The organism is Pseudomonas sp. GW823-FHT02E01 (assembly GCF_058797535.1).
The window spans coordinates 165,662-185,997 of the sequence record NZ_JBXAJS010000010.1; the positions used below are offsets into that span (position 1 = coordinate 165,662).

General features: G+C 58.1%; 22 protein-coding genes. 10 read left to right on the forward strand and 12 right to left on the reverse strand.

All coding sequences use genetic code 11. The features are described 5' to 3' along the window. Positions 1-114 precede the first annotated feature (114 nt). Positions 115-1,182, reverse strand: a complete 1,068-nt coding sequence (locus AC1RDQ_RS23145; protein ID WP_492588237.1) for an NAD(P)H-dependent flavin oxidoreductase — start codon at positions 1,180-1,182, stop codon at positions 115-117. 154 nt (positions 1,183-1,336) lie between these two features. Here AC1RDQ_RS23145 and acuI point away from each other — a divergent pair, with 154 nt between their 5' ends. Continuing rightward, positions 1,337-2,320, forward strand: coding sequence for an acrylyl-CoA reductase (NADPH) (gene acuI / locus AC1RDQ_RS23150; protein ID WP_492588238.1), 984 nt, complete (start codon positions 1,337-1,339; stop codon positions 2,318-2,320). Here the strand turns inward: acuI and ada are convergent, their stop codons facing one another. The 5 genes from ada to AC1RDQ_RS23175 form a co-directional block, all read right to left on the reverse strand. After that, positions 2,321-3,385, reverse strand: a complete 1,065-nt coding sequence (gene ada, locus AC1RDQ_RS23155; RefSeq protein WP_154947253.1) for a bifunctional DNA-binding transcriptional regulator/O6-methylguanine-DNA methyltransferase Ada — start codon at positions 3,383-3,385, stop codon at positions 2,321-2,323. A gap of 87 nt (positions 3,386-3,472) precedes the next feature. Beyond that, positions 3,473-4,153 (reverse strand): DNA oxidative demethylase AlkB, encoded by a 681-nt coding sequence (gene alkB / locus AC1RDQ_RS23160; RefSeq protein WP_492588239.1) that lies wholly within the window; start codon positions 4,151-4,153, stop codon positions 3,473-3,475. After that, a complete protein-coding gene (locus AC1RDQ_RS23165) occupies positions 4,143-4,847 on the reverse strand; it encodes a 2OG-Fe(II) oxygenase (RefSeq protein ID WP_492588240.1) in 705 nt (234 codons plus the stop codon). Before AC1RDQ_RS23165 ends, alkB begins: the two co-directional genes overlap by 11 nt. Before the next feature lie 117 nt (positions 4,848-4,964). After that, positions 4,965-5,132, reverse strand: a complete 168-nt coding sequence (locus tag AC1RDQ_RS23170) for a hypothetical protein (protein ID WP_090455470.1) — start codon at positions 5,130-5,132, stop codon at positions 4,965-4,967. Positions 5,133-5,169: 37 nt separating this feature from the next. Continuing rightward, the gene (locus AC1RDQ_RS23175) at positions 5,170-5,472 is read right to left on the reverse strand and encodes a DUF1883 domain-containing protein (protein ID WP_007912251.1); all 303 of its coding nucleotides are present in this window, start codon (positions 5,470-5,472) and stop codon (positions 5,170-5,172) included. A 201-nt stretch (positions 5,473-5,673) separates the two neighbouring features. On the opposite strand from AC1RDQ_RS23175, the gene AC1RDQ_RS23180 reads away from it, so the two are divergent. Continuing rightward, positions 5,674-6,030: a hypothetical protein gene (locus AC1RDQ_RS23180; RefSeq protein ID WP_057714660.1), complete on the forward strand. Its 357-nt coding sequence runs from the start codon at positions 5,674-5,676 to the stop codon at positions 6,028-6,030. 72 nt (positions 6,031-6,102) lie between these two features. Beyond that, entirely contained in the window at positions 6,103-6,333 is a 231-nt protein-coding gene (locus AC1RDQ_RS23185; RefSeq protein WP_008053025.1) for a hypothetical protein, read from the forward strand. Positions 6,334-6,344: 11 nt separating this feature from the next. Here the strand turns inward: AC1RDQ_RS23185 and AC1RDQ_RS23190 are convergent, their stop codons facing one another. Both AC1RDQ_RS23190 and AC1RDQ_RS23195 read right to left on the reverse strand, forming a co-directional pair. Next, positions 6,345-6,626, reverse strand: coding sequence for a hypothetical protein (locus AC1RDQ_RS23190; protein ID WP_057714661.1), 282 nt, complete (start codon positions 6,624-6,626; stop codon positions 6,345-6,347). A gap of 137 nt (positions 6,627-6,763) precedes the next feature. Further along, positions 6,764-6,952, reverse strand: coding sequence for a hypothetical protein (locus AC1RDQ_RS23195; RefSeq protein ID WP_223502671.1), 189 nt, complete (start codon positions 6,950-6,952; stop codon positions 6,764-6,766). A gap of 288 nt (positions 6,953-7,240) precedes the next feature. On the opposite strand from AC1RDQ_RS23195, the gene galU reads away from it, so the two are divergent. The 3 genes from galU (at position 7,241) to gorA (ending at position 11,376) form a co-directional block, all read left to right on the forward strand. Beyond that, the gene (gene galU / locus AC1RDQ_RS23200) at positions 7,241-8,080 is read left to right on the forward strand and encodes a UTP--glucose-1-phosphate uridylyltransferase GalU (protein ID WP_056724500.1); all 840 of its coding nucleotides are present in this window, start codon (positions 7,241-7,243) and stop codon (positions 8,078-8,080) included. Between the two features lie 337 nt (positions 8,081-8,417). Next, on the forward strand, positions 8,418-9,932 hold the full coding sequence (locus tag AC1RDQ_RS23205) for an MFS transporter (protein WP_492588241.1): 1,515 nt from the start codon (positions 8,418-8,420) through the stop codon (positions 9,930-9,932). Positions 9,933-10,017: 85 nt separating this feature from the next. Next, entirely contained in the window at positions 10,018-11,376 is a 1,359-nt protein-coding gene (gene gorA / locus AC1RDQ_RS23210) for a glutathione-disulfide reductase (protein WP_492588242.1), read from the forward strand. On the opposite strand, the gene AC1RDQ_RS23215 is transcribed toward gorA, so the two are convergent. Next, positions 11,373-12,383 (reverse strand): DNA-binding protein, encoded by a 1,011-nt coding sequence (locus AC1RDQ_RS23215; protein WP_057714663.1) that lies wholly within the window; start codon positions 12,381-12,383, stop codon positions 11,373-11,375. The genes gorA and AC1RDQ_RS23215 overlap by 4 nt on opposite strands. A 703-nt stretch (positions 12,384-13,086) precedes the next feature. On the opposite strand from AC1RDQ_RS23215, the gene AC1RDQ_RS23220 reads away from it, so the two are divergent. The 3 genes from AC1RDQ_RS23220 (at position 13,087) to ahpF (ending at position 16,430) form a co-directional block, all read left to right on the forward strand. Next, entirely contained in the window at positions 13,087-14,025 is a 939-nt protein-coding gene (locus AC1RDQ_RS23220) for a site-specific integrase (protein WP_492588243.1), read from the forward strand. A gap of 139 nt (positions 14,026-14,164) precedes the next feature. Continuing rightward, positions 14,165-14,728 carry an alkyl hydroperoxide reductase subunit C gene (gene ahpC, locus AC1RDQ_RS23225; RefSeq protein ID WP_007975937.1) on the forward strand — a complete coding sequence of 188 codons (564 nt, stop codon included), beginning with the start codon at positions 14,165-14,167 and terminating at the stop codon, positions 14,726-14,728. Positions 14,729-14,867: 139 nt separating this feature from the next. After that, positions 14,868-16,430, forward strand: coding sequence for an alkyl hydroperoxide reductase subunit F (gene ahpF / locus AC1RDQ_RS23230; RefSeq protein ID WP_492588245.1), 1,563 nt, complete (start codon positions 14,868-14,870; stop codon positions 16,428-16,430). Between the two features lie 355 nt (positions 16,431-16,785). On the opposite strand, the gene gloA is transcribed toward ahpF, so the two are convergent. Next, complete coding sequence (gene gloA, locus AC1RDQ_RS23235; RefSeq protein ID WP_090455458.1) at positions 16,786-17,307, reverse strand: lactoylglutathione lyase; 522 nt, start codon at positions 17,305-17,307, stop codon at positions 16,786-16,788. Between the two features lie 144 nt (positions 17,308-17,451). On the opposite strand from gloA, the gene AC1RDQ_RS23240 reads away from it, so the two are divergent. Next, on the forward strand, positions 17,452-17,970 hold the full coding sequence (locus tag AC1RDQ_RS23240) for a DUF4946 domain-containing protein (protein ID WP_492588246.1): 519 nt from the start codon (positions 17,452-17,454) through the stop codon (positions 17,968-17,970). A gap of 163 nt (positions 17,971-18,133) precedes the next feature. On the opposite strand, the gene AC1RDQ_RS23245 is transcribed toward AC1RDQ_RS23240, so the two are convergent. Continuing rightward, the gene (locus tag AC1RDQ_RS23245) at positions 18,134-18,499 is read right to left on the reverse strand and encodes a histone-like nucleoid-structuring protein, MvaT/MvaU family (protein WP_008051761.1); all 366 of its coding nucleotides are present in this window, start codon (positions 18,497-18,499) and stop codon (positions 18,134-18,136) included. Between the two features lie 234 nt (positions 18,500-18,733). After that, positions 18,734-20,266 (reverse strand): EAL domain-containing protein, encoded by a 1,533-nt coding sequence (locus tag AC1RDQ_RS23250; protein ID WP_492588247.1) that lies wholly within the window; start codon positions 20,264-20,266, stop codon positions 18,734-18,736. Positions 20,267-20,336: the final 70 nt, after the last annotated feature.

A 20,336-nucleotide genomic window follows, 5' to 3' on the forward strand; every position in this document is an offset into this window, starting at 1 on the left:
TCCGTTAAAGGCAATGGCGGCAGGTTAATCGTTATGTACAAAAATATATAGCGAATTGCCTTTGAACGGAATGTGTTGCCGCAAAATTGTATACAATTTTAATGAGAGTGATGCTCAGGGACGACCCAGCAGTCTCGCTAATCCTTCTTCAGCCAGCTTTCTAGTCAGTGCTTCGGTGGTCAATTCGACCCCGAGGGTAAATGCCTGGCCGGCCCAGAGGTTGCTGAAGTCCGCTTCACCTTTGGCCCGCAACGGCATCAGCGCGCCACCGGCAAGGGGGAAGGCCGGGGCCTTGGCGCTCATGGGCCCCAGCTCACGCATCACCCGATTGAGGATGCCCCGGGCCGGGCGGCCGGTGAACACGTTGGTGACGGCCGTCTCGCTTTCCCGGGCGGTTCGCAAGGCTTTGTGATGGGAAGGGCTGACCTTGGCCTCTGGCGTGAACAGGTACGCCGTACCCACCTGCACCGCCGAAGCACCGAGCATGAAGGCCGCGGCGACGCCTCGTGCGTCAGCGATGCCGCCGGCGGCAATCACCGGCACCTTCACCGCATCGACGACTTGGGGCACCAGGGCGAAAGTCCCCACCTGACTGCTCAGGTCATCGCTGAGAAACATTCCGCGATGGCCCCCGGCTTCGTAGCCCATGGCAATGATTGCATCACAACCATGCTGTTCCAGCCACACGGCTTCTGCGACGGTGGTGGCCGAGGACAGCACCTTCGCGCCGGTGGCTTTGACCCGGTCGAGCAGGGATTTTTCCGGCAGGCCAAAGTGGAAACTCACCACTTCAGGGCGAAACGCTTCGACCACTTCGCAGGCCGCATTATCGAACGGCGCCCGGTTGGACACCGGCGTCGGCGCATCGAAGTCGGCGCCGAGCTCCTGGTAGTAAGGTTGCAGCAGGTTTTTCCAGTCCTGCGCGCGTTGCTCATCCGGAGCCGGAGGCTGATGACAGAAGAAGTTGACGTTGATCGGGCGCCGGGTGTGTTGGCGGATGGTTTTGAGCTCGTCGCGCAGTTGATCCGTGCTGAGCATCGCCGCTGGCATCGAGCCCAGGCCGCCGGCATTGCAGGTTGCAATCACCATGGAAGAGTTTGTGGCACCGGCCATCGGCCCCTGAATGATCGGCAGTTCGATCCCGAGCAGGTCAAGAATGCGGGTATCTGGCCATTGGTTCATGTGCTGTGTTCTCCGACGTTGAATCCGGGTAGGGGCGGTAGAACAGGATTTGTAACGCAACGACTGGCGCAAGGCCAGTCGTCATTTCGGCGGGTGAGGCTTATGTGTTATTTCAATTGCACCACCCACAGACTGATTCCATTGAGAGGCCGTAATGTTCAAAGGCATTTTGATCGACAAAGACGACAGCGGTTACCGGGCCACACTGCAAGAGATCCAGGACGATCAGTTACCCGAGGGCAATGTCACGGTGCGTGTGGCCTACAGCACGCTGAACTTCAAGGATGGCCTGGCGATTACCGGCAACAGTCCGGTGGTGCGCAAATTCCCGATGGTGCCGGGGATCGACCTGGCCGGTGTCGTCGAAGTCAGCGGGCATCCGGACTACAAGGTCGGTGACCAGGTCCTGCTCAATGGCTGGGGCGTGGGTGAAGGGCATTGGGGGGGATTGGCGCAGAAGGCTCGCCTGAACGGTGACTGGCTGATCCCGCTGCCCAAGGCGTTTACCGCGGCTCAGGCGATGGCCATCGGTACGGCGGGCTACACGGCCATGCTGTGCATCCTGGCACTGGAGCACAACGGCGTGACGCCCGGGCAGGGTGACATTCTGGTGACTGGCGCCAACGGTGGCGTCGGCAGTTTTGCCATCGCCTTGCTGAGCAGGCTCGGCTACCGGGTGGTCGCGTCCACCGGACGGACCTCGGAGCACGACTACCTGACGCAACTGGGCGCCAGCGAAATCATAGATCGCGCCACCTTGTCCGCGCCGGGCAAGCCGTTGGCCAAGGAGCGCTGGGCGGCCGTCATCGACTCGGTCGGCAGCCACACCCTGGCCAATGCGTGCGCCAGCACCCAGGCCAACGGCACCGTCGCGGCCTGCGGTCTGGCCCAGGGCATGGACTTTCCCGCATCCGTTGCGCCGTTCATCTTGCGCGGCGTGACCCTGGCTGGCATCAACAGCGTGACCCAGCCCAAAGCCAAGCGCGTGGAAGCCTGGAATCGCCTGGCCCGGGATCTGGACTTCAATCTGTTGCCGCTGATCAGTCACGAAATAGGCTTGAGCGAAGCCATCGAAGCCGCGCCACGCTTGCTTGCCGGGCAGTTGCGCGGGCGAGTGGTGGTGGATGTGAACCGCTGATCACTGCGATTCGCGCTGCAGCAATTGACGTTTGCGCTCGACACCCCAGCGATAGCCCGACAGATTGCCATCGCTGCGCACCACGCGATGGCAAGGGATCGCCACGGCCAGGCTGTTCGCGCCACAGGCCTGAGCCACGGCGCGAACGGCTTTTGGTTGACCGATGCGTTGGGCGACATCGGCGTAGCTGGCAGTGCTGCCCACGGGAATCTCCCGCAGCGCTTGCCAGACACGCTCCTGAAACGCCGTGCCGCGTACGTCCAGCGGCAAATCAAGGCCAATGGCCGGCGCCTCGATAAAGCCGACGACCCGGGCAATCAATTGCTCGAACTCATGATCGGCACCGATCAGGTTGGCGCGGCGGAATTTGTCTTGCAGATCACAGACCAGTTGGTGCGGATCATCACCCAGCAGGATCGCACAGACCCCACGCTCACTCTGCGCCACCAGAATCGCGCCCAGCGAACACTGGCCGACGGCGAAACGAATGTCGTTGTTTTGACCGGCCGCGCGGTAGTCCCCGGGTTTCATTCCCAGCAGTTGGTCTGCCGCTTCATAAAACCGGCTGTTGGAGTTGAAGCCGGCGTCATACAGGGCATCGGTCACCGAGCCGCCGTGCGCCAGTCGCTCGCGTACCTTGCGTGAACGATGGGCATCGGCGTAGCCCTTGGGCGTCAGGCCGGTGACGGCTTTGAACACGCGATGGAAATGGAAGCTGCTCAGGCCCGCCGCCTCGGCCAATTCGCCCAGGGCGGGCAGCGTTTGCGCGCTTTCGATCTGGCGGCACGCGGCGGCGACGGTGGCGGCATGTTGCGCGGCGAGTTCGCTCTGATCCTTCGTCGCGCGTTTGCTCGGACGATAACCTGCGGCCCGGGCCTGCTCGGCGCTATCGAAGAATTCGACATTGTGTGGCTTGGGCAAGCGCGCGAGGCTGCTGGGGTTGCAGTAGATGCCTGTGGTCTTCACGGCATAGACAAACTGCCCGTCAGCCTTGGAGTCGCGCGCAACCACGGCGGCCCAGCGCGGATCGTTTTCAGTGGCGATTTTGGTCGATCGGGTTGTCATGGCGTCACGTCCATTGAGGGGTTGCCTGCACATTAACCGTGGGGCAGTTGCCACACACTCCGGCGCTTGCGGTCAAATTCGAAGGCTTTATCCGGCGGTACGGAAGGTGAAGTTGATGCGTTGCTCGCCCAGTTTCGGATGATGGCCGTCCTTGATCGGCAACACGCCGTGATAACGCAGGCGATCCACGCCACCCCAGACCACGATGTCGCCATGGAACAGGGGAACGCGCTGACTTTTGTCGCTGCGTGCAAAACCGCCGAACAGGAACATCGCCGGCAAACCCAGGGATACCGAAACGATGGGGGCGGCGTAGGAATGTTCGTCCTTATCCTGATGCAATGACATTTTTGCCCCGGGGATATAACGGTTGATCAGGCAGGAATCCGGCGCAAAACCGGTGAACCCTGCTGCCTGTGCCGCCGCTTGCGCCAGTTGGAAAAACACCTCGGGCATCATTGGCCAAGGCTTTGCGGTGTCTGGATCGAGGCGGGTGTACCGATAACCGCTGCGGTCAGTGGTCCAGCCGAATTGGCCACAACTGCTCAGGGCGACCGACATGGTGAAACCGCCGGGTGTGACCATCTGCCGAAACGGCGCGGCCGCCAGCACTTCTTCCAGGGCAGGCAGCAAACGCTCCAGCCAGGGCAGGGCGAAGCCTCTAAGCACGTAGGACTGTTCGCCGATCTGCTCGCGCCTGGGCTGTTGCTCGGGTTCTGCATCGGTAAATAGATCGAAAGTCTGCGGATTCATGGGTTCATGACGCATCGTGAAAGATGATTCCAAGGGTATGCCGATTACCGCTGTGCAGGCGACTCACGCCGTGACGCAGGGTAACGCGGTAGTAACCGCGAGTGCCTTTGACCGGACGCTGGTTGACCGCAAAGATCAGCCCGTCGCCTTTCTTCAGATCGATGACCATCGGGCGTGACTGCATTCGCGGGCGCTGTTCAGTCAGGACAAATTCGCCGCCGGTGAAGTCTTGATCCGGGTCTGACAGCAGGATCGCCACTTGCAGTGGGAAAATGTGCTCACCGTACAGATCCTGATGCAAGCAGTTGTAGTCCTGCGGACCATATTGCAGCAACAAGGGTGTCGGACGGTTCTGACCAGCGGCATGGCAGCGATCAAGGAAGGCTGGAAGGGTTTCAGGAAAACGCTCCGGCAAGCCCATCTGTTCATGCCAGCGATTGGCGATGGGCACCAGTCGTGGGTAGAGCGCGCTGCGTAAGCGGGCCACGAGTTCCGGTAAGGGGTAGTTGAAATACTTGTACTCGCCTCGGCCGAACCCGTGGCGAGCCATCACCACGTGGGAGCGAAAAAGTTCGGTGCGAGGGTACCAGGCGCTGACCTGCCCGCAAGCCTTGGGACTCAGCAGTGACGGGATGACGGCGCAGCCGTCCTGATCAAGTTGCTGCTCCAGCCGGGGCCAGTCCAGCCTGTCCAGATATTGCTCGCTCATTGCCGGGCCTCTTGTTATGGAGGTGGTCAGTCTGCAAGGCAAAAATAAAACTGGCACTCCGCTGCTTGCGGTCGAACTGCGAGCGGGAGCCGACGTCCATTGTCGCTCCGGATCGTGTTACAACGCTTTGCTGACGCTGATGTCGCTGATGACGTCGTCCTGTCCATGAATGGCATCCAGCGCCGCCTTGGCTTCTTCCTGGGTGCCGTTTTCAAGCTGGGCAAACTCGAAGCGGCGCTCACCGTTGAGTTTGTATTTGATGACGTACTTGGTCGTTTGGGCCACGGTTGTATCTGCCTGTCTTGTGTTTCGGGTTCGCTGATCAGCTCAGTTTCGTGCTGGAGCGGCGAATGATTTTGATCGAGTGCGTCAGGGTAGGTTTGCGCGTCACGCTGATAGCGCGGCGGTTGACGGTGTCGATCGTGATGTTCCAGAAACCGGTGCTCGGGGCTGTGATGCGGGCTGGAAACGTGTCGAATGCACCGCCGTGATAGGTGTGACGACCGCCATTCTTGAAGCTGCGGAAGTTGGCGTCGTTCATCAAGCGGATGTTGCACATTTGGGAGCATTGAATGACGACGATGTCGTCTTCATTGAGGTGCTCGCGCTGATGGATAAATTTCATGAGGCGCCTCCAGAAGGGCTTTTTCTACAAAATCAAAACGATAGCATGGGCGATAGGCGCAGTTTATCAGCCCGAACGCCTTATTATCCGACCGCTTCGACAATAAAAAACGCTTATTTCACATTTGATGAGCGATAAAGCAGTTTGTCTCGGAGAAAAATCGCAGTTGCGCTGTCCGAGGGTCTTTAATGGAGGTTTGGTATGAAGTGGGGTTTGTGGTTGTTGCCGATGGCATTGACGATCAGTGGTTGCGCGAACGTCTCGGACATCAACGAGTCCTTGCCGACGATGAACGTGATTTCTGGCAAGAAGCCCCATGAATACGCGCAATGCCTGAGCGAAAAACTGGCCGATAGCCGAGGCGCCTTGCAGATCCAGTCGCACAAGGATGGCTTGCGCGTGATCGTGCCGCTCAAGTTTTCCGTGGGGCCATCTGCCGTGTTTGACATCGAAGAACGCTCCGGCGGCAGCAGCATCAAGCTGCACGAGAGCATGTCCAATGTCCCGGTGCGGCCAAAGGATGTGCAGAAGGCTGCCAACGAGTGCATTTCCGGCTGATAGACTATCGACCATCAGCACCGATGCCGCCAAAGCCCTGCTTTGGCGGCATCGTTATTTCTGGAGTCAAACATGAAGCGAGAGCAGGTCCGGGAGCGGCATGCAGAGGGTTTAATCTCTGCCACCCATGTGATTCAGAATCCGGCGGAGCTGGGGGAATGGATCGTGTTTTTCAAGAAAAGCGCCGGGCGCAGCTATTTCCTGGTGGATGACAATGATGAAGTCGAGTCCTTCAGCCGCCTTGATGATCTGATCGATACCGTGCGCGGGCTTGGAATCAAATTCGCCGAAATCCATATGTAGGGCGCGGCGCGTTACCTGCAGATCACCACGACGTTGCGGCTCTTGTAGTTACCGACGTCGGCGCCGAGGGTCTTTTCGCTCTCCTTGAGCGAGGGGGTGCCATCGGTTCCGACAATCTTGTAGCCGGTGCCCGCGCAGGACGCATCGGCCTTTTCGTAGCACGCCGCCCAAGAGTTGGCTTCCCCGGAGCAGTCAATCGATAGACCTTGCTCTCCGTTAGCCAGGTAGGTTTGTTCCGACGTTGCGCAGCCGCTCAGGGCCAATACCGTCAGCAAAGGCAAAACTTTATTCATGGCTTGATCATCGTCAGGGGGGTGGGCTAAGGCTGAGACAGCGCCGGATTCAAAAGGTTATAGCCAAAGGCCACTTCTTTTTCGGTATTCATAAAAAAGCCCTGCGCCATGGCAGGGCTTTTCGCATCGGGCGTCGATCAGCTCTTGTCTTTGCCGCGTCGCTTGGGTTCCGGGTGCTCAAGTTCCAGCACCGAGGCCACTTCGGTTGCCAGGGCTTCGGAAGGGAAAGGCCCGGCGATATTTTCACCGGCGACACTGGCCACCCACCATTGGCCGTCTTTCTCCTGATTGATCAGGAATCCGTTGACGCTTTTTACTGCCGACATCTACTTGCCTCGTTGTCTGGTTCAATCGCGCCATGATACCGCCAAACACACTCAAGGGGTGCCGATGGGCGTATGGTGATGGGTTCCGGGCGGTAGAAACCGTGCATTTGCGCAAGTCTCTGCTATGCATAAGAGGCTGCGCAGCGACCTGCGCACTCCCGCAGGGAACTATCGGCAAGAATATTTCTCTATGTTGGCATCGGTTAGCCAGCGCGGGGCATTGTAAGGTGCACGCCGCCTGATTAGACTGCGCCGAAACTCGTACACACAGCCCTTTCAAGGACTTATATGATCAAGAAATGCTTGTTCCCAGCAGCCGGTTACGGTACTCGCTTCCTGCCAGCGACTAAAGCCATGCCCAAAGAAATGCTGCCGGTGGTGAACAAGCCACTGATCCAGTACGGCGTCGAAGAAGCACTGGATGCCGGCTTGACCGAAATCTCCATCGTCACCGGTCGCGGCAAGCGCGCCCTGGAAGACCACTTCGACATCAGCTACGAGCTGGAAAACCAGATCAAGGGCACCGACAAGGAGAAATACCTGGTCGGCATCCGCAAGCTGCTCGACGAGTGCTCGTTCTCCTACACCCGCCAGACCGAAATGAAAGGCCTGGGCCACGCGATCCTCACCGGCCGTCCACTGATCGGTGACGAACCGTTCGCCGTGGTGCTGGCGGACGACCTGTGCGTCAACCTCGAAGGCGACGGCGTTCTGACCCAGATGGTCAAGCTGTACAAGCAGTTCCGCTGCTCGATCGTGGCCATCCAGGAAGTCGATCCGTCCGAGACCAACAAGTACGGCGTAATCGCCGGCGAGATGATCCGCGACGACATCTACCGCGTACACAGCATGGTTGAAAAACCAAAGCCGGAAGACGCACCGTCGAACCTGGCCATCATCGGCCGCTACATCCTGACCCCGGACATCTTCGACCTGATCGAACAGACCGAGCCAGGCAAGGGCGGCGAAATCCAGATCACCGACGCCCTGATGAAACAGGCCCAGAACGGCTGCGTGATGGCCTACAAGTTCAAGGGCAAGCGTTTCGACTGCGGCGGCGCCGAAGGCTACATCGACGCGACCAACTTCTGCTTCGAGAACTTCTACAAGACGGGCAAGGCGTACTGATAGCCTGAGTTGCTCGTGTTGGAAATCGAACTCCGCTCTGTGTAAAAAACACAGGTGAGGGATAAAGCAAACGCCCCGACTTCGTTCGGGGCGTTTGCTTTTGTGTAGGAAAATGTACGCAGGGGGGGCGCAAAGGTAGGTATCGCCTGACATCCATCGGTAGGCGTTGCGAAGGAAAATCCTGATTTGTTAATTGCAGGGATAAACGATGGTTGTTGCGGCTAAAAACCTCTGTATTAAATGGGATATACCAGAGCCGGTTTGCTCGGCGTGACTAATGTCACGTCAAGGGCGCGCTTAAAGTCGCTGGGGTTTATAAGGAAATGGAGTTTCGTGAATGGCGTTAACAGGATGCGTAACCCTAAAACGATGGTTGGCTCTAAGCGTACTGATGCTACCGGTATTGCTGGTGACAGTTGACAATACGGTGCTTGGGTTCGCGTTACCAAAGATTGCCGAGGCCCTGCGTCCGAGTGCTAGTCAGCAGTTGTGGATGATCGACGCTTATTCGCTGGTATTGGCGGGGTTGCTGGTGTCGATGGGGAGTCTGGGAGATCGAGTCGGTCATCGTAAGTTGTTGCTGGCCGGGTCCTTGGGCTTTGCGATTGTGTCGGTGCTAACCGCGTATTCCGATACCGCTACGCAACTGATTGCCGGGCGGGCTTGTATGGGCATTTTCGGTGCAATGCTGATGCCCTCAACGTTGGCGCTGATACGTTCGGTATTCAAGGACCGAGAGGAACGCAGACTGGCGGTCGCAATCTGGGCAACGACGTTGACGGTCGGCTCGGCACTCGGACCTTTGGTGGGCGGGGTGTTGCTGGAGTTCTTCAGCTGGGGGTCGATTTTCCTGTTGGCGGTGCCCGTGCTGGTGCCACTGCTGGTGTTGGGGCCACTGTTGTTGCCTGAATCCGAGCGAGATGCTTCAGGGCCGTTGGATCCGATAAGCATCCTGCAATCAATGGTAGCCCTTGGTGCCATTGTTTACGGCATTAAACACAGCGCCAGTAATGGTATCGACTGGATGGCGCTGACAGCATTTGCATTAGGTGCAGTTGCGGGCTGGATGTTTGTGCGTCGACAGTTACGTTTGCCAGTGCCGCTGATGGACCTGAGTCTGTTCCGCAGTGGCACCTTTAGCGGCTCTGTGGTGATCAATTTGATGAGTCTCGCGTTTCTCGTCGGCTTCGTATTCTTTACCACTCAGTTTCTGCAGATCGTTCTACAGATGTCGCCCTTGAGTGCTAGCCTCGCGTTGGTTCCTGGTCAGGTCATGGCGATTGTAGTGGGGATTGCGGTCGTGCCTGTCGCACAGCGATTACAGGTGCATGTGCTGATACCGATTCTGATGGCGTTTGCTGGAGCGGCGTTTTTGCTGGTCGCCAGCATGGGCAGTAACCTGACCGTTCTAGTGGTGGCTTTTGCCTTGCTGAACATTGGCGTGGGTGCGATCGCGACGGTGTCCAATGATGTGATTTTGTCAGCCGCACCACCGGCAAAGGCGGGCGCCGCGTCTGCCATTAGCGAAACGGCCTATGAAGTGGGTGTAGTTTTGGGGACGACAGTGCTCGGCGGTGTCGTCACTGCCTACTATCGCGGTGTATTGCAGCTTCCGGGGTTCCTGAGCGAATTGCAGATGATGCTGGCGAGAGAGACGCTGTCTGGCGCCTATCATGTGGCGGCAGACTTGTCGGGTGATCAAGCAAGGGAATTGATGGCGCAGGCGGGAAGGGCATTCGAAGGTGGAATCGGTTTGGTTTCGTGGGTGACGTTCGGCTTGGCACTCATGGCGATTTTGATTGCTTGGCGCACTCTGCGGACATCGAAAACGCAATCTGCAGAGGGGCATTGATCGAAGATTGGGCCGCGCATTTCAGCACAATGCTTGCTCGGCGGCCGTCCGCAGGTATGCTGTTGGCCTGCCGAGGAGATTGAAAATGGCCTACGATTTTGACCTTTATGTGATTGGCGCCGGTTCCGGTGGTGTGCGGGCTGCGCGGTTTGCCGCCGGGTTCGGCGCGAAAGTAGCCGTGGCCGAAAGCCGCTATCTGGGCGGGACCTGCGTGAACGTCGGCTGTGTGCCGAAAAAATTGCTGGTCTACGGTGCGCACTTCGCCGAAGACTTCGAGCAGGCTTCCGGTTTTGGCTGGGGCCTGGATGAGGCGCAGTTCGACTGGCCGACGTTGATCGCCAACAAGGACCGCGAGATCAATCGCCTCAATGGCATTTATCGCAACCTGCTGGTCAACAGCGGCGTGACCTTGCATGAGGGCCACGCGAAGATCGTCGATCCGCATCAGGTCGAGATCAATGGCGAGCGTTTTACCGCCAAGAACATCCTGATCGCCACCGGCGGCTGGCCGCAGATTCCGGAGATTCCGGGGCATGAGCATGCCATCAGTTCCAACCAGGCGTTCTTCCTCAAAGAGCTGCCCAAGCGGGTGCTGGTGGTGGGCGGTGGCTACATTGCGGTCGAGTTCGCCGGGATCTTCCACGGCTTGGGTGCCAAGACCACGCTGCTGTATCGCGGCGAACTGTTCCTGCGCGGCTTCGATGGTTCCGTGCGCAAGCATTTGCAGGAAGAGTTGACCAAGCGCGGCATGGACCTGCAATTCAACGCGGACATCGAGCGCATCGACAAGCTGGCCGATGGCAGCCTGAAAGTCACGCTCAAGGATGGTCGCCAGCTGGAAGCCGATTGCGTGTTCTACGCAACGGGTCGTCGTCCGATGCTGGACAATCTGGGGCTGGAAAACACCGGGGTCAAACTCGACAGGAAAGGCTTTGTCGAAGTCGATGAGCTGTATCAAACCGCCGAGCCGTCGATCCTGGCGCTGGGCGATGTGATCGGCCGTGTTCAGCTGACGCCGGTGGCCCTGGCTGAAGGCATGGCGGTGGCGCGACGCCTGTTCAAGCCTGAGCAGTATCGTCCGGTGGATTACAAAATGATCCCGACGGCGGTGTTCAGCCTGCCGAACATCGGCACTGTCGGTTTGACCGAGGAAGAGGCTCGCGAAGCCGGTCACGAGGTGCAGATCTTCGAAAGCCGCTTCCGGCCGATGAAGCTGACCCTGACCGAATGCCAGGAGCGCACGCTGATGAAACTGGTGGTGGACGCCAACACCGACAAGGTCCTGGGTTGCCACATGGTCGGCCCAGAAGCCGGTGAAATCGTCCAGGGCCTGGCGATTGCCTTGAAGGCCGGCGCCACCAAGCGCGACTTCGACGAAACCATCGGGGTGCACCCGACGGCCGCCGAAGAGTTCGTCACCATGCGTACGCCGGTCGCCGGTTAAGCGTCCTTCGCTGCGTCTGCCGCTGCCGCAAGGGTCGCGGCTAGACGTACGCGTTCTTCCAGATCCGTCCGGGTCTTGGCCAGATCCATTTCCAGTGACCTGTTGAGCTGCGACTGCTCATCGACGTTCTGCTTGAGTGCCTGGCTTTCCAACAGGGCGACGCGCAGGCGCTCCTGGAGGAGGGTGCGCTCACCGTCGACGCGGGTGGCCTGTTCCAGCAACTGATCCTGACGGGTATTGCTTTGCTTGAGCTGTTCTTGCAGCAGGCTCAGTTCGCGCAGCGTGCCGCGGTTTTCAGTCAGCAAGCGTTCGTTGTCGCGGTGCAACTGGGTGATTTCATCCTGGCGTACCAGTGCGCTTTGTTGCGCCTGACGCAGTTCCATCTGTATCTGTTGCACCTGGCCTTCGTGGCGACTCATTTCCTGTTCGCGCTGTTCCTTGACCGCATTGCGGTAGTGCTCCAGTGCGTCGCGAGTGTGCAGGTGCTTTTCTTCAAGGGAGCGGATCTGCTCGTCCTTGTCTTTCAAGCGCAATTCGAAATCGGCTAGCGCCTGATTCAACCCGGCGTTGCGGGTTTGCTCCGTTTGCAGCATGGCTCGGGTTTCTTGCAGGGCCTCGGATTCCTGAGTCAGCGCCAGGCTTTGAAACTCGTATTGCTGGTGCAGTTCGCTGTTGTCCTCTTGCGCTTCGCCGAGCTGGTTTTCCAGCGCCTTGCGTTGTTCTTCGTACTGCGCGCGCGCCTGGTCGATGGGCTCTTGCGCCTGCTCCTTGAGTCTTTGCGCGAGCCGCGCCACCAGCGCCATCAGTTCGTCGTCGATCGGTTCTGTCGGCGCCTCGACAGGTTCGACCCGGTCATCGAGCTCCTTGAGGTAGCGATGAATCGTGGTTTTCGAGCCGGTATTGCCCATCTCGATCCGTACGGCATCGATGCTGGGGTTTTCGCCGCGGGCGAGGATCGCCAACCGAGCGGCTTGAACCACCGCTTTATTTACACCGCCGCGTGCCATGAGATCTCCCGGGTTTTGATGATGTGGTACGTACCACGTAAATACACATTGTACCATTCAATCAAAAAAGTTAAATGCTGAATGTGATTAACACGGGATATACTGGTATTACCCCGTGTGATCGAAGTTTCTAGGTATTCCTCGCACTGTTTCCGTACACCAACCCTTGTAGGAGCGAGCTTGCTCGCGAAAAACCCGAGAGCGCCACGGGGCATCTGCCAGCCAGCGTTATCGTTGACGACCATCGCGAGCGAGCTCGCTCCTACAGTGTTTTGTGTTTTTCGCGCCAGCGGCCGATGCCCCTTGTAGGAGCGAGCCTGCTCGCGAAAAACCCGAGAACGCCGCGGGGCACGTGGCAGCCAGCGTTATCGTTGACGATCATCGCGAGCGAGCTCGCTCCTACAGCGTTTTGTGTTTTTAACGCCAGCGGCCGATGCCCCTTGTAGGAGCGAGCTTGCTCGCGAAAAACCCGAGAACGCCGCGGGGCACCTGGCAGCCAGCGTTATCGTTGACGACCATCGCGAGCGAGCTCGCTCCTACAGCGTTTTGTGTTTTTCGCGCCAGCGGCCGATGCCCCTTGTAGGAGCGAGCTTGCTCGCGAAAAACCCGAGAACGCCGCGGGGCACCTGGCAGCCAGCGTTATCGTTGACGACCATCGCGAGCGAGCTCGCTCCTACAGTCGGTTAAAACAGGTTCATTTCCTATGAGCGATATGGATCGCTATCTGCAAGCAGCGACTCGCGACAACACCCGTCGCAGCTATCGAGCGGCCATCGAGCACTTCGAAGTCACGTGGGGCGGTTTTCTGCCGGCAACCGGCGACAGCGTGGCGCGCTACCTGGTGGCCCATGCCGGCGTGTTGTCGATCAACACGCTGAAACTGCGTTTGTCGGCATTGGCGCAGTGGCACAACAGCCAGGGCTTTGCCGATCCCACAAAGGCGCCGGTGGTGCGCAAAGTTTTCAAGGGCATTCGCGCGCTGCACCCGGCCCAGGAAAAACAGGCAGAACCCTTCCAGCTTCAGCACCTGGAACAGGTGGTCAGTTGTCTGGAGCAAGAAGTGCAGACCGCCAGGGCCACAGGCGACCGACCGGGTTTGCTGCGGGCCAGGCGCGACATGGCCCTGATCCTGTTGGGCTTCTGGCGTGGCTTTCGCAGTGATGAGTTGTGCCGGCTTCAGGTGGAACACGTGCAGGCCAGCGCCGGTTCCGGCATCAGTCTCTATCTGCCGCGTAGCAAGAGTGATCGCGATAACCTTGGCAAGACCTATCAGACACCGGCCTTGCAACGCTTGTGTCCGGTGCAGGCTTATATCGACTGGATTACCGAGGCAGCTCTGGTGCGTGGGCCGGTGTTCCGTGGCATCGACCGCTGGGGGCATCTGGGCGAGGAGGGCTTGCACGCCAACAGCGTGATTCCGTTACTGCGTCAGGCGTTGGCGCGAGCAGGTATCGCCGGTGAGCTTTACACCAGTCATTCCTTGCGTCGCGGCTTTGCCACCTGGGCGCATCAAAGTGGCTGGGATCTGAAGTCGCTGATGAGCTATGTGGGCTGGAAGGACATGAAGTCGGCCATGCGCTACATCGAAGCCAGTCCGTTTCTCGGCATGGCGCGTATCACGGAAAAGCCCGTCTCACCCTAGATACCGTTTTCTTCTATTAATACAGCTGGCTAATAGCGAAAGCCAATCAGCAGCATCAGGTTTGCCAATGAGCCTTCCGTTCGTCGAGTGGGTAAAGTTCTTTCCATCAACTTCTTAACCCCCTGACGGAGAGTCAACGATGCCTATCATCAACAGCCAAGTTAAACCGTTCAAAGCTGACGCATTCAAAAATGGCGACTTCGTAAAAGTCTCGGACGCAGACCTGAAAGGCAAGTGGTCTGTGGTGTTCTTCTACCCGGCCGACTTCACCTTCGTCTGCCCGACCGAGCTGGAAGACCTGGCTGACAACTACGACGCGTTCCAGAAACTGGGCGTCGAGATCTACAGCGTTTCCACCGACACTCATTTCGCCCACGCTGCCTGGCACAACACCTCGCCAGCCATCGGCAAGATCCAGTACACCATGATCGGTGATCCGACACACGCCATCTCCCGCAACTTCGACGTGCTGATCGAAGAAGCAGGCCTGGCTGACCGTGGCACCTTCGTGATCAACCCTGAAGGCCAGATCAAGATCGTTGAACTCAACGACGGCGGTGTAGGCCGTGACGCTTCCGAGCTGCTGCGCAAGATCAAGGCTGCCCAGTACGTCGCTGCTCACCCAGGTCAGGTTTGCCCAGCCAAGTGGAAAGAAGGCGAGGCCACTCTGGCGCCGTCCCTGGACCTGGTCGGCAAGATCTAAGTCTGTGATCGCACCATCAGGGCGGAACTCCGCGCCTACTCAGTAAGCTGCACCGCCCAATAAAAACGCCCGGGCGAGATTCGCTCGGGCGTTTTTTTATGCCTGCTCTAAATGAATCATTCAAAAGGAAATCGCCCGTATGTTGGACGCCAATCTTAAAGCCCAGTTGAAATCGTACCTGGAACGGGTCACCCAGCCGATCGAGATCGTTGCATCCCTCGACGACGGTGCGAAATCCCAGGAAATGCTTGAATTGCTGAAAGACGTTGCCAGTCTTTCCAGCCAGATTACTTTGCTCGACAACGGTGACGATGCACGAAAGCCATCGTTCTCGATCAATCGCCCGGGTGCCGATATCAGCCTGCGTTTCGCCGGCATTCCGATGGGCCACGAATTCACTTCGCTGGTGCTGGCCTTGCTGCAAGTCGGCGGCCACCCTTCGAAGGCCAGTGTCGAAGTGATCGAACAGATCCGCTCGCTCAAAGGCGAGTTCAACTTCGAGACTTACTTCTCGCTGTCCTGCCAGAACTGCCCGGACGTGGTCCAGGCGCTGAACCTGATGGCGGTACTGAATCCGAACATTCGCCACGTCGCCATCGACGGCGCGCTGTTCCAGGCTGAAGTCGATGAGCGCCAGATCATGGCGGTCCCCAGCATCTACCTTAACGGTGTGAACTTCGGCCAGGGCCGCATGGGCCTGGAAGAAATCCTCGCCAAGATCGACACCAGCGGCATCGAACGCCAGGCCGAGAAAATCAGCGCCAAAGAAGCCTTTGACGTGCTGGTGGTCGGCGGTGGCCCGGCCGGTGCTTCGGCGGCAATCTACGCGGCCCGAAAAGGCATTCGCACCGGTGTCGCGGCGGAACGTTTTGGTGGGCAGGTGCTGGACACCATGGCCATTGAGAACTTTATCTCGGTGCAGGAAACCGAAGGCCCGAAACTGGCCGTGGCCCTGGAAGAACACGTCAAGCAGTACGACGTGGACATCATGAACCTGCAGCGTGCCGACAAACTGGTACCCGGCAAGAATGGCGAGCTGCACCAGATTCACTTCGCCAGCGGCGCCTCGTTGAAGGCCAGGACCGTGATTCTGGCGACCGGTGCGCGGTGGCGTGAAATGAACGTTCCCGGTGAGCAGCAATACCGCAACAAGGGCGTGGCGTACTGCCCGCATTGCGACGGTCCGTTGTTCAAGGGCAAGCGCGTGGCGGTGATTGGCGGCGGCAACTCCGGCGTCGAAGCGGCCATCGACCTGGCCGGTATCGTGTCCCATGTCACGCTGCTGGAGTTCGATGTGCAGTTGCGAGCCGATGCGGTATTGCAGCGCAAGTTGCACAGCCTGCCGAACGTCACCGTGATCACCAGTGCGCAAACCACTGAGGTCACCGGTGATGGCCAGAAGGTCAACGGCCTGCGCTACAAGGATCGTCAGAGCGACGAGTTGCGCAGCGTGGAACTGGAAGGGATCTTTGTGCAGATCGGTCTGTTGCCCAACACCGATTGGCTCAAAGGCACCATCGAATTGTCGCCCCGTGGCGAGATCATCGTCGACGCTCGCGGTGAAACGTCGATGCCGGGTGTGTTCGCTGCCGGTGACGTGACCACGGTGCCGTACAAGCAGATCGTGATCGCAGTGGGCGAGGGTGCCAAGGCCTCCCTGAGCGCTTTCGATCACTTGATCCGGACCTCGGCTCCGGCATAAATCGGACGCTGAAAACAAAAAACCTTGTAGGAACTCGCTCGCGATGGTCGTCAACGATAACGCTGGCTGGCAGGTGCCCCGCGGCGTTCTCGGGTTTATCGCGAGCAAGCTCGCTCCTACAAAGGGGTATCGGCGCCGGCGCCGCAAATACACAACCTTGTAGGAGCGAGCTCGCTCGCGATGATCGTCAACGATAACGCTGGTTGGCAGGTACCCCGAGGCGTTCTCGGGTTTATCGCGAGCAAGCTCGCTCCTACAGAGGGGTATCGGCGCCGGCTCTGAAAACACAAAACCCCATGATTGATCATGGGGTTTTGTGTTTCACACATTCCAAATGTGGGATTTGTTTTGAGGGTTACAGCGGTGCTGGCTGAATGATCTCTACCCAATAGGCGTCCGGATCCTTGATGAACGCCAGGCTCTTCATGCGGCCATCGCTCAAGCGTTTCTGGAAATCGCAGCCCAGTGCTTCAAAGCGCTCGCAGGCGGCGACGATGTCCGGCACCGAGATGCAGATGTGGCCAAAACCGCGCGGGTCGGTGTTGCCATTGTGGTAGGCGAAATCCGCATCGTTCTCGGTGCCGTGGTTGTGGGTCAGCTCCAGGATGCCTGGGATCGATTTCATCCACTCGGTGCGCGCGGCGGCGTCGGCCGGGATCTGGTTCTTGTCCACCAGCGCCAGGAAATACAGGCTGAACTCGGCTTCCGGGAAATCGCGTTTTTCCACCAGGGTAAAACCCAGGATGCGTGTGTAGAAATCCAGGGATTTGGTGATGTCCTTGACCCGCAGCATGGTGTGGTTGAAGACAAATTTCTGTGTAGCGGCGTCCGGTTGGGCGGTAACGCCGGGGAAGGTGTTCAATTCGTGCAGGCTCATGGGCCCTCCGGAAAATATGTGGGCTAACGAATGGAGACAATGATACGCAAGGGTTCGGACATCACCAAACCCAAACAGCCGGCTATTGCCTGACAGCCGGCCTGGGCCCAGACTTTACGGCTTGAACCTTGAGTGCCCATTGCAATGATTCGATTCCGTAACGTGCTGTTCATCCTGCTAAGCGTGCTTTCGCTGGCTGGCGCTGCTCGCGCCGATGCGCCAGTGGTGACCTGGCCGCAAGGCTGGCAGGTCGAAGACGTGCCTGAATCGGCGTCGGGGGTCAGTCGCCAGCGGGCGGTGAAAAATGATCAGGATGGATCGCCGCTCATGGTGATGGAACTGACCATGAGCCCGGTGCAAAGCGGTCACCAGGTAAACCTCGAAGGCGTACTGCTGGAGATGCGCAAGTCAGTTCAAAAAGACTTCTTTCAGGGCGGATATCAAAGTGTCTGCACGCGCATTCATTCGACTACGTTGAGTCGATTGGTCGCACTGGAAACAACCTGCACCATCACGCAAAACGGCAGGCATGTGCTTTCTCAAACATTGGTGGCTGCGGTGGATGCCGATAAGGCCTATGTTCTTTCCTACGCAGGGCAGGCCGAGGCTTATAAGGCGAGCCAGGATGAAATAGACGCTGCCCGTAACAGCTTGAAACTTTAGTAAGCGCCAGTGCTTTTTCGATGCATGAAAAATATTTTAGATATCCAAATGGATTAAGCACAAAGTTGATGGCAGTTAGTAATTGTCGGGTGCCGGCCCCGGGCATTTAGATAGCCCATGAAAAAGCCCTGCATAAGCAGGGCTTTTTTTGTCGCCGCGAGAGTTAGCCGCGCAACCAGGAATCAACGGTGGCTGCACCGTACTGTTCTTTCCAGGCTTTCAGGCCGCGGTGGTTGCCGCCCTTGGTTTCAATCAGCTCGCCGGTGTGCGGGTTCTGATAAACCTTGACCACACGGGCGCGGCGGGTTTTAGGGGCGGCTGCCTGCAGCAGGCCGGATTTTGCCGGGTTAGGATCGAGAATGGCGATGATGTCGCGCAGGCTCTTGCCATAGGTTTTCATCAAGCCCTGGAGCTTCTCTTCGAATTCGATTTCTTTCTTGAGCCCGGCATCGTTCTTCAGGGATTCCAACTGCTTGAGCTGTTCTTGAAGGGCCTTTTCGGCTGCACGAAATTCAGCGAGTCTGGACAATATCTTTACTCCAATAGTGTGTTTGGTTGATGCCAACCGCAAACAAAGCTATAAGCCAAGAGCCTTGAAGCGACTCGGTGATAGTGGCTCACCTGCCAATTTAGCGCAGGCATCAAAAATTGTAGTAGTTAATTGGCCAAGAGTAAATCCTGTCTTTTTCTTCATGTAACGTCAGTAGTGTTTTGATTCAAATTGGTGCGGGTAATCGTTTGTTTTGGCGATTGAATTCGCGAGTTAATGATCGCTTAATGCACTAATGAATTCCGTGCCAGGCATGGGTTTTCCGAACAGATAACCTTGCAGGAAGTTGACCTGGTGACCGCTCAGGTAATCACTCTGTTCGCGGGTTTCGACACCTTCGGCCACCAGGGCAAGGTCGAGTTTGACCGCCAGTTCGATGATGCTGTCGAGGATGTGGCTCGACAGTGTGTCGATGCCGATCATGGCGACAAAACTCTGGTCGATTTTCAGAAAATCGACATTGAACTGCCGCAGGTAGCCAAGGCTTGAATGGCCGGTGCCGAAGTCGTCGATGGCGATTTTCACGCCCAGTTCGCGAAGTTGTTCGAACAGTTGCAGGGTGATAGCCGTGGGCTCGATCAATTCACGTTCGGTCAGTTCCAGTACCAGATGGATCGAGCCTGGCTCGAACGCATCGAGAAACTCGCGGCAATCCTTGACCAGTTCCAGGTCCTGGCAATGGCTGGCGGTGATGTTGATGCCAATGTGAAACGGCTTGTTGAAGCTGGCCGATTGCGGTGCGAGCAGGGCGGCGGTTTGTCGCATCAGTGAGCGGGTCATTGGCACGATCAGCCCGGAGTGCTCGGCAAACGGAATGAACAGATCCGGACGCACCAGGCCTTCCTTTGGGTGTTGCCAGCGCATCAGCACTTCAGCGCCGGACCAGCTTTTACTGTCGCCATGCACCACGGGCTGGAAATACGGAATGAACTCTGAAGCTTCCAGTGCCCGCTGCATTTCCTGGGTAGGTGCCGAGGAGCGCTTTTGCAGGACGTGACCAATAGCCCCGGCAATCACACCGAAGAAAATCAGCAGACTGAGCAGCGGCGGATATTCGCTGCGTATGTATCGCCAGATTTCGCCTTTGGGAAAACCGGCTTCCACGGCAAAAGCATAGTGCCCGGAGGTCAAGTGACTTTGCGCAACGGGCAGGTCAGGCGCAGTGCCGGTATGAACCTTGCCATCGGCGGATATCCAGTCCGGGCCAACTTGCAGCACCAGTAAGGTATTGCGACCGATCAGGCGCAGGGTATTAATCAAGTGATAACCATCGAGGGTCGACAGTGCGCCTTTTTTTCCTTCGCTCACCCGGTACACCAGCACGGCGGTGTTGGGCGTTACCGGATTGCCGCTCAAGAGCCATAAGGCGCCCTGGGTGTAGTCACCGGGGTTGACCTTCTCCTGGTAGTCGCCGAACAGAGAGCTGCAATAGAGGTTGTTGTCCCACACCAGATTGGTCGAACGCACGAAGGGGCGGCGAGTGACCTGCTCGCGCAGCGCCAGTGTGACTTCACCGCAACTCTGGCCTGCCAGCGGCAGCAATTCACGAGCAGCCTGGGCGTTGTTGTCGAGCATCAGGTCGAACTGACGAATCGCTTCTTCGGCGGTTTGTTCGGCGTCTTGTTTGAGCGCACGCCCTGCTTGCATGTAAAGAATGGCGGCCCCCAGCAGCACCGGGAGCAAGCCACTGATCAGAGTAACGGCAATTCTTGTGCTGCGACTGCGGGTTTTGGCTTTCAGCGGCATTCGCGAGTCCTGTCACGAAGATGTAAGGCTCTCAATTGATGGCGGGGCAAAACGCCTCCCATGAAGAGTT

What these genes read in the sequence shown, in the direction of transcription:
- gloA (WP_090455458.1), bottom strand. Translation starts at nt 17,307, where the DNA reads ATGAGCCTGCACGAATTGAACACCTTCCCCGGCGTTACCGCCCAACCG.
- AC1RDQ_RS23250 (WP_492588247.1), bottom strand. Translation starts at nt 20,266, where the DNA reads ATGCCGCTGAAAGCCAAAACCCGCAGTCGCAGCACAAGAATTGCCGTT.
- ada (WP_154947253.1), bottom strand. Translation starts at nt 3,385, where the DNA reads ATGACAACCCGATCGACCAAAATCGCCACTGAAAACGATCCGCGCTGG.
- AC1RDQ_RS23175 (WP_007912251.1), bottom strand. Translation starts at nt 5,472, where the DNA reads ATGAAATTTATCCATCAGCGCGAGCACCTCAATGAAGACGACATCGTC.
- AC1RDQ_RS23240 (WP_492588246.1), top strand. Translation starts at nt 17,452, where the DNA reads ATGATTCGATTCCGTAACGTGCTGTTCATCCTGCTAAGCGTGCTTTCG.
- galU (WP_056724500.1), top strand. Translation starts at nt 7,241, where the DNA reads ATGATCAAGAAATGCTTGTTCCCAGCAGCCGGTTACGGTACTCGCTTC.
- AC1RDQ_RS23165 (WP_492588240.1), bottom strand. Translation starts at nt 4,847, where the DNA reads ATGAGCGAGCAATATCTGGACAGGCTGGACTGGCCCCGGCTGGAGCAG.
- AC1RDQ_RS23215 (WP_057714663.1), bottom strand. Translation starts at nt 12,383, where the DNA reads ATGGCACGCGGCGGTGTAAATAAAGCGGTGGTTCAAGCCGCTCGGTTG.
- AC1RDQ_RS23185 (WP_008053025.1), top strand. Translation starts at nt 6,103, where the DNA reads ATGAAGCGAGAGCAGGTCCGGGAGCGGCATGCAGAGGGTTTAATCTCT.
- AC1RDQ_RS23220 (WP_492588243.1), top strand. Translation starts at nt 13,087, where the DNA reads ATGAGCGATATGGATCGCTATCTGCAAGCAGCGACTCGCGACAACACC.
- ahpC (WP_007975937.1), top strand. Translation starts at nt 14,165, where the DNA reads ATGCCTATCATCAACAGCCAAGTTAAACCGTTCAAAGCTGACGCATTC.
- alkB (WP_492588239.1), bottom strand. Translation starts at nt 4,153, where the DNA reads ATGCGTCATGAACCCATGAATCCGCAGACTTTCGATCTATTTACCGAT.
- ahpF (WP_492588245.1), top strand. Translation starts at nt 14,868, where the DNA reads ATGTTGGACGCCAATCTTAAAGCCCAGTTGAAATCGTACCTGGAACGG.
- AC1RDQ_RS23180 (WP_057714660.1), top strand. Translation starts at nt 5,674, where the DNA reads ATGAAGTGGGGTTTGTGGTTGTTGCCGATGGCATTGACGATCAGTGGT.
- AC1RDQ_RS23205 (WP_492588241.1), top strand. Translation starts at nt 8,418, where the DNA reads ATGGCGTTAACAGGATGCGTAACCCTAAAACGATGGTTGGCTCTAAGC.
- gorA (WP_492588242.1), top strand. Translation starts at nt 10,018, where the DNA reads ATGGCCTACGATTTTGACCTTTATGTGATTGGCGCCGGTTCCGGTGGT.
- acuI (WP_492588238.1), top strand. Translation starts at nt 1,337, where the DNA reads ATGTTCAAAGGCATTTTGATCGACAAAGACGACAGCGGTTACCGGGCC.
- AC1RDQ_RS23195 (WP_223502671.1), bottom strand. Translation starts at nt 6,952, where the DNA reads ATGTCGGCAGTAAAAAGCGTCAACGGATTCCTGATCAATCAGGAGAAA.
- AC1RDQ_RS23190 (WP_057714661.1), bottom strand. Translation starts at nt 6,626, where the DNA reads ATGAATAAAGTTTTGCCTTTGCTGACGGTATTGGCCCTGAGCGGCTGC.
- AC1RDQ_RS23145 (WP_492588237.1), bottom strand. Translation starts at nt 1,182, where the DNA reads ATGAACCAATGGCCAGATACCCGCATTCTTGACCTGCTCGGGATCGAA.